Genomic DNA, 5,615 nt, shown 5'->3' with positions numbered 1-5,615 from the left:
GTACGCGGGGATCGGGGGCACGCGGGGGCCGTTGCGGTCAGAGGCCCCCGTACGGTTCGGTCGGGGTGAAGGTCACGGGCAGGGAGGCGACCCCCCGCACCCACGGGGAGGGGCGCCAGCGCAGGTCCTCGGCGGGAACGGCGAGTTCGATGTCGGGGAGCCGGTCGACCAGCACCTCGACGCCGGTGACGGCGATGATCTCGGCGATCTCCCGGGCCGGGTAGGGGCACTGGTGGGGTCCGTGCGAGAAAGACAGGTGGGCCTGGCTGCCCCGGTCACCGATCCGGCCCGCCGTGGAGCGCACGAGCGGGTCCCGGTTGGCGCCGGAGATCCCGAGGAGCACGAGGTCGCCCTGCCGGATGAGCTGGCCTCCCAGCTCGACGTCGTGCGCGGCGAAGCGCCCGGCGTGGATCTGGGTGGGGGTGTCCTCCCACAGGACCTCGTTGAGGGCCTCCTGCACGCTGTTGCGGGCGCCGGCGATGGACGCGCCGAAACGGGCGTCGGTGAACATCAGCCGCAGTGCGTTGCCCAGCCACTCGGCGGTCGGCTGGTTGCCGCCGCCCAGCAGGACGATGAGCTCCGGGACCGCCTCCTCGTCGCTGTACCCGGCGGGGTGGTCGAGCAGCCGGGAGACCACGTCCGGGCCGGGCCTGGCACGACGGTCCGCGACCAGCTCGCTCATGGCGGCCATCAGCGTCTGCTGGGCGACCATGGCGTCGGGGCCGCCGTCGATCATGGTGTTCATGTTGTCGGCGAGGTGGTCGCCGCGCACGTCGTCCAGCCCGTACATCCAGCTGAGCACGAGCGCGGGCAGCCGTGCCGTGTACGAGGTGCGCAGGTCCGTGCCCTCGGTGGTGCAGAAGGCGTCGATGAGCCGGTCGGCCATGCGCGCGGTGGTGGTGCGCAGCTCGTGCAGGTCGGTGCCGGACAGGGCGTCGGTGAGCGCACCGGTGCGGCGGCGGTGCTCGGTCCCCTCGGTGTAGAGCACCGACGGCAGCTGGATCACCATGGGCAGCATCGGCCAATCGGCGGGGACCAGGTGCCACGCGTTCCAGCGGCTGGAACTGCGCGCGAACACGGTGGTGTCGTTCATCACCTGGTGCAGTTCCCGGTAGCCGACGACCAGCCACGCGGGGATGTCGCCCTCCATCCGCACGGGCACGACCGGCCCGTGTTCGGCCCGCATCCTCTCGTAGAGACCGCCCGGGTCGGACTGGAACTCGGGTCCGTACATCCGGACGGGGCAGCCGGTCATCGGGGACCTTCCGTGATCAGGGAACGCACGTGTTCCACCAGGGCGATGAGCACCTTCTTGGCCGAGCCTCGCTCTCGGGCGTCACAGCGCAGCAGGGGGATGCCCGGGTCCAGGTCCAGGGCGGTGCGGACGTCCTCGAGGGAGTGCTCGGACTCGCCGAAGTCGTTGTGCGCCACGACGAAGGGCGTGCCCTGGTCCTCCAGGCGGTCGATGGCGTAGAAGCAGTCCTCCAGACGCCGTGTGTCGACCAGGACGACCGCGCCCAGCGCACCGGTGAACAGCCGGTCCCACAGGAACCAGAAGCGTTCCTGTCCGGGAGCGCCGAACAGGTAGAGGACCGAGGTGGCGTCGAGGGTGATCCGGCCGAAGTCGAAGGCCACGGTGGTGGTGCGCTTGCCCTCGACCCCCTCCAGGTCGTCGATGCCCGCCCCGGCCCGGGTCATGGTCTCCTCAGTGGTCAGCGGGCGGATCTCGCTGACGGAGCTGACCATGGTGGTCTTGCCGACCCCGAAACCGCCGACCACGGCGATCTTCAGGGCCTGTTCGGTGCTGTCCGCCAGCGGGGTCACCTGCTGGTCGGTGTGAGCGGGTTCAGAGGTTGTGGAGTGCAACGAGCACCTTCTCCAACACGTCCGGGGAGGCCAGGGGGTGCGCCGGTGAGGGCGCCGGTGCCGGGTGGCGGGCGCTCACCCGGCCGGTGTCGAGGAGGTCGGTGAGCAGGATGCGGGTGACCGCCACGGGCAGGCGCAGGTGCGCGGCGACCTCCACCACCGCCATGGGGCTCACGCACAGGCGCAGGATGGCGGCGTGCTCGGACTGCATGCCGGGGACGGGGGCGCTCTCCGTGACGATGAGGGTGACGGCGTCCAGGGACTCGTCGCCGCCGCGGCTGCGGCCCGAGGTGATGATGTAGAGCCGGTCGGGGCTCTCCCGTCGGTACGGACTCACTCCGCTTCGGCCCCGGCTCGGGACGGCGTGGTCAGGTGCTCACCCATCTGCTCGACCAGTTCGTTCATGTTGTGGCCGACCAGCCCAGGTTCGGCCTCCCCGTTGGTGATGACCGCCAGGTGGGTGCCGTGCCCCGCCTCGACGATGAAGAGGAGACCTCCGTAGAACTCGGCCATCGCCTGTCGGACCCCGCCCCGGCCGTCGCCGAACTCCACCGAGGCGCTGTGCGCAAGGCTCTGCACCCCCGCGGCGATCGCGGCCAGGTGGTCTGCGCTGTCGTTGCCCAGTCCGGCGGTGTGGCACAGCTTGAGGCCGTCCCGGGAGAGCACCAGCGCGTGGCGGGTGCCGGGGGTGCGTTCCAGCAGGCCTTCGAGCAGCCAGGTCAGCGTCTTGAGGTCCATCATGTTTCCTTCGGTGAGTCGGTCGTCTCCTGGCCGCGCACGGCGGAGCGGAACGCGCCGAACCCCGTGGAGGGGGTGCGGGGACCGGCCTCCTTGGGAGCGGGCCGGTTGCGTTCCGCCGCCGCGAGGGACTGCCCCCGGCGACGCAAGGGCAGCCCGCTGTCCGCCCTGGGAGCGGGGGCCGTGTCTGCGGGAGGGGCCGCCGTCTCGCGGGAGGAGGGCTCGGGAACGGTGATCGGCTGTGCGGGGACGCTGGCGGTCAGCGGTTTGACGATGCGCTGCGGCAGGAGCAGGACCACGGCTGTGCCGCCCCTGGAGGAGGAGCGGAAGGAGACCTCGAGACCGTAGCGCTGGGCGATGCGGCCGACGACCGACAGTCCCAGGCGGGTCCCGGAGATGGTGGTGATGTCGAGGCCGTCGCGGACCGCCGCGCGGGCCCGGCGCAGCGCCTCCTCCCCCATGACGAGGCCTCCGTCCTCGACCATGACGGCGATCCCGGCCTGCACCTCCTCCACGTGGACGTGGACCTCGGCGGTGGGCGGGGAGAACTTGGCCGCGTTGTCGAGGATCTCGGCGAGGGCGTGGATGACGCCCTCGGCGGCGAACCCGGCGACCGCCAGGTTGGTGACGCTGTGGGTGCGCACTCGCTGGTAGGCGCCGATCCGGCCCATGGCGCCGCGCAGGACGCTCTCCATGGGGATGGCGCGACCCCAGCGACGCCCCGACCGCGCACCGGTGAGGATCGCGATGCTGTCGGCGACCCGGCCGGTCTGCGCGGTGGTGTGGTCCAGCTGCATGAGGTCACCGAGGACGTCGGCCCCGGCGTCGCCGTCACCGTGGCGTTCCTGCATGCGGCGCAGGTCGGCGAGCATGGTGGTGGACAGTGCCTGGACCCGTCCCGCGGCGGTCGCGCAGGCGGCCATGGCGGCGGAGCGGCGGCGCTCGGAGGCGGAGACCTCGCTGGCCACGCTCCGCAGGACGGCGGAGATCGCGGGGTCGGCGACGTCGGGCATCCGGTGCAGGACGGTGTCGGCGGAGTCGCCGGACCGCAGCTGCTCGACCATGCGGGGCAGCAGTTCCGTGGAGAGGGCGGCGGTCTCGGTGCGGGCCGTGTCCACTCGGGCCCGGAGCTCGGCGACCTGACGGTCCCTGCGCGCCAGGAGGAGAGCCAGGACGAGGATCAGCGCGAGCGCGACCCCTCCGGCGGCCAGGACCGGGATCCACCCGTCGGGTCGGGTGGCCCAGAGCGCCCACCCCCAGGCTGGCAGGGCCGGCACCAGGACGAGCAGCCAGCGCGGGGCGGTCGACCTCGCTGGCGGCACTCCGTCGGGACGGGGGGTTTGGTCAGTCATGGCGCTCCATGTCCGGACACGTCCTCACTATTTGCACACGCCGAAGAGCACGCCGAACGGGCATCCTCAGCCCACGTGCACTGTTGTGTTACATAGGCAGCCTTAAGGCCTTCAACCTGCCCTTTGTTCACACAGCGAGCAAAGATACCACTTGACCCAACCGGCTCCCATGTCAGAACAATGACGAATACCGGAGTTAGCCGACAAAGTTAGTGATACCGACTGAAGACCCGCACAACTCCGCACCGAGCCGGGAAGCGTCCATCCGGGGAATCGACACGGAACACCGGACGAAACCCAAGAACCTTTCCTGAACTGCACGAACGCGCGAATACGAAGCCGTCCGAAAATCCACCGTCGCCACCCCCGCGACCGCGAACAGCGGCGATCCGGGTACCGCGCGGCGGCACGACGGACTGGCGGCGTGGGACCGGGGATCGGGTGGCCGGAGCGGGGTCGGCGACTTCGAGGGCCGGACATCCGGAGTGGTGCAGGTCACCACCACCGGACCGGCCCGGCGGGGCGGGCCCTCACGCATCGGGCGGGCTCCCGCGTCCGCCGAGGAGGTTCGACCTCAGGTCAGTGGGGAATCTTGACGTGGACCGACGCGTTACACCCCGCGAGACCGCACAAGCGCCTGGAGGCACCCACACGATGGCCGAGCGAGCACTTCGCGGCACACGGCTCGGGGCGACGAGCTACGAGAACGACCGCAACACCGACCTGGCTCCCCGGCAGGAAGTCACCTACGACTGTACCCGGGGTCACCGCTTCTCGGTCACCTTCGCGACCGAGGCCGAAATCCCCGCCGAATGGGAATGCCGTTTCTGCGGCGACCGCGCACTGCGCCGTGACGGCGGCGGCGAGGAACCCAAGAACACCAAGCCGGTCCGCACCCACTGGGACATGCTGTTGGAACGCCGCAGCATGGAGGACCTGGAAGAGGTTCTCGCCGAGCGGCTGGAACTGCTCCGTGCCCGCCGCCGTGAAGAGGCGGCGAAGGTCGAGGAGATCGCCAAGCAGCGGCAGAGCGCCTGACCCTGGGAGGGCCCGACGGCCTGCCCGACGACGGATACGGGGGCGGTGGACATGGTCCACCGCCCCCGTCGTCATGTTCCGGGAACGTGTTTCGGGAGGAGCCCGGTCAGGCCCCGGTGCCGAAGGGGTTCTGGGTGTGGCCCACGAGTTCCTTGACCGAGCCGATCACGCGGGTGGGCCGGTAGGGGAACTGGTCGGCGGTGTCGCGTCCGGAGATGCCCGAGAGCACCAGGACCGTCTGGAGACCGGCCTCCAGGCCGCTGAGCACGTCGGTGTCCATACGGTCGCCGACCATCAGGGTGTTCTCCGAGTGCGCGCCGATCCTGCGCAGCGCCGAGCGCATCATGAGGGGGTTCGGCTTGCCCACGAAGTAGGGGCGGCGGCCGGTGGCCTTCTCGATCAGCGCGGCGACCGCGCCGGTCGCGGGCAGCGGCCCCTCGGCGCTGGGCCCGGTCTCGTCGGGGTTGGTGGCGATGAACCGGGCGCCGTTGCGCACCAGGCGGATGGCGCGGGTGATGGCCTCGAAGCTGTAGGTGCGGGTCTCGCCCAACACCACGTAGTCCGGGTCGCGTTCGGTCATCACGTAGCCCACGTTGTGCAGGGCGGTGGTCAGACCCGACT

General features: G+C 71.0%; 7 protein-coding genes. 1 reads left to right on the top strand and 6 read right to left on the bottom strand.

All coding sequences use genetic code 11. The features are described 5' to 3' along the window. Nucleotides 1–37 precede the first annotated feature (37 nt). From ADX84_RS24670 to ADX84_RS24650, 5 genes are read right to left on the bottom strand one after another with little or no spacing between them, the layout of a single operon-like run. A complete protein-coding gene (locus ADX84_RS24670) occupies nucleotides 38–1,255 on the bottom strand; it encodes a cytochrome P450 (RefSeq protein WP_049579798.1) in 1,218 nt (405 codons plus the stop codon). Continuing rightward, nucleotides 1,252–1,866 (bottom strand): ATP/GTP-binding protein, encoded by a 615-nt coding sequence (locus ADX84_RS24665; RefSeq protein ID WP_049579796.1) that lies wholly within the window; start codon nucleotides 1,864–1,866, stop codon nucleotides 1,252–1,254. Before ADX84_RS24665 ends, ADX84_RS24670 begins: the two co-directional genes overlap by 4 nt. Then, nucleotides 1,847–2,203: a DUF742 domain-containing protein gene (locus tag ADX84_RS24660; RefSeq protein WP_049579794.1), complete on the bottom strand. Its 357-nt coding sequence runs from the start codon at nucleotides 2,201–2,203 to the stop codon at nucleotides 1,847–1,849. The genes ADX84_RS24665 and ADX84_RS24660 overlap by 20 nt, the downstream gene beginning before the upstream one ends. Continuing rightward, nucleotides 2,200–2,604: a roadblock/LC7 domain-containing protein gene (locus tag ADX84_RS24655; protein WP_049579792.1), complete on the bottom strand. Its 405-nt coding sequence runs from the start codon at nucleotides 2,602–2,604 to the stop codon at nucleotides 2,200–2,202. Before ADX84_RS24655 ends, ADX84_RS24660 begins: the two co-directional genes overlap by 4 nt. Beyond that, complete coding sequence (locus ADX84_RS24650; protein ID WP_199776694.1) at nucleotides 2,604–3,956, bottom strand: ATP-binding protein; 1,353 nt, start codon at nucleotides 3,954–3,956, stop codon at nucleotides 2,604–2,606. The genes ADX84_RS24655 and ADX84_RS24650 overlap by 1 nt, the downstream gene beginning before the upstream one ends. 654 nt (nucleotides 3,957–4,610) lie before the next feature. Here ADX84_RS24650 and ADX84_RS24645 point away from each other — a divergent pair. Next, on the top strand, nucleotides 4,611–4,994 hold the full coding sequence (locus ADX84_RS24645) for an RNA polymerase-binding protein RbpA (RefSeq protein WP_017535724.1): 384 nt from the start codon (nucleotides 4,611–4,613) through the stop codon (nucleotides 4,992–4,994). 106 nt (nucleotides 4,995–5,100) lie between these two features. On the opposite strand, the gene ADX84_RS24640 is transcribed toward ADX84_RS24645, so the two are convergent. Continuing rightward, the coding region (locus ADX84_RS24640) for an HAD-IIA family hydrolase (protein ID WP_049579788.1) at nucleotides 5,101–5,615 on the bottom strand (515 nt) is incomplete at its 5' end.

The organism is Nocardiopsis sp. SBT366, assembly GCF_001083815.1.
Classification (GTDB): domain Bacteria; phylum Actinomycetota; class Actinomycetes; order Streptosporangiales; family Streptosporangiaceae; genus Nocardiopsis; species Nocardiopsis prasina.
Note: the sequence above shows the minus strand (reverse complement) of the source record. Positions and strands in the feature narration are given on the sequence as shown.